This window comes from Aquitalea sp. ASV11 (assembly GCF_016429185.1).
GTDB lineage: Bacteria > Pseudomonadota > Gammaproteobacteria > Burkholderiales > Chromobacteriaceae > Aquitalea > Aquitalea pelogenes.
This window is the reverse complement of the sequence record NZ_JAELUD010000286.1, coordinates 1-298: the sequence shown is the minus strand read 5'-3', so window position 1 is coordinate 298 and position 298 is coordinate 1. Positions and strand designations below refer to the sequence as shown.

At 66.4% G+C, this 298-nt stretch carries 1 protein-coding gene; it reads right to left on the bottom strand.

Translation table 11 applies throughout. From position 1 onward, the window contains the following. Positions 1 to 108 precede the first annotated feature (108 nt). Positions 109 to 298 (bottom strand): hypothetical protein (locus tag JHD62_RS22180; RefSeq protein ID WP_199104679.1); only part of this gene is annotated, 190 nt, incomplete at its 5' end.

The following is a 298-nucleotide window of genomic DNA, read 5'->3' as shown; positions in this document are numbered from 1 at the left end:
TATGGGCTGCATCAGCGGCGACATCATCCTAGACCTGTAAGCAATTTACTGTTCATTACAGCGGCATTATACATTTTTCACTTAACACCATAAAACGAATCTGGCTATTTAATTGCAGCGTCTCTGCCTGTCTCTTATACACATCTGACGCTGCCGACGAACAGTAAGATGTGTGGGGGTGGGGGGGGGGGGGGGGGGGGGGGGGGGGGGGGGGGGGGGGGGGGGGGGGGGGGGGGGGGGGGGGGGGGGGGGGGGGGGGGGGGGGGGGGGGGGGGGGGGGGGGGGGGGGGGGGGGGGG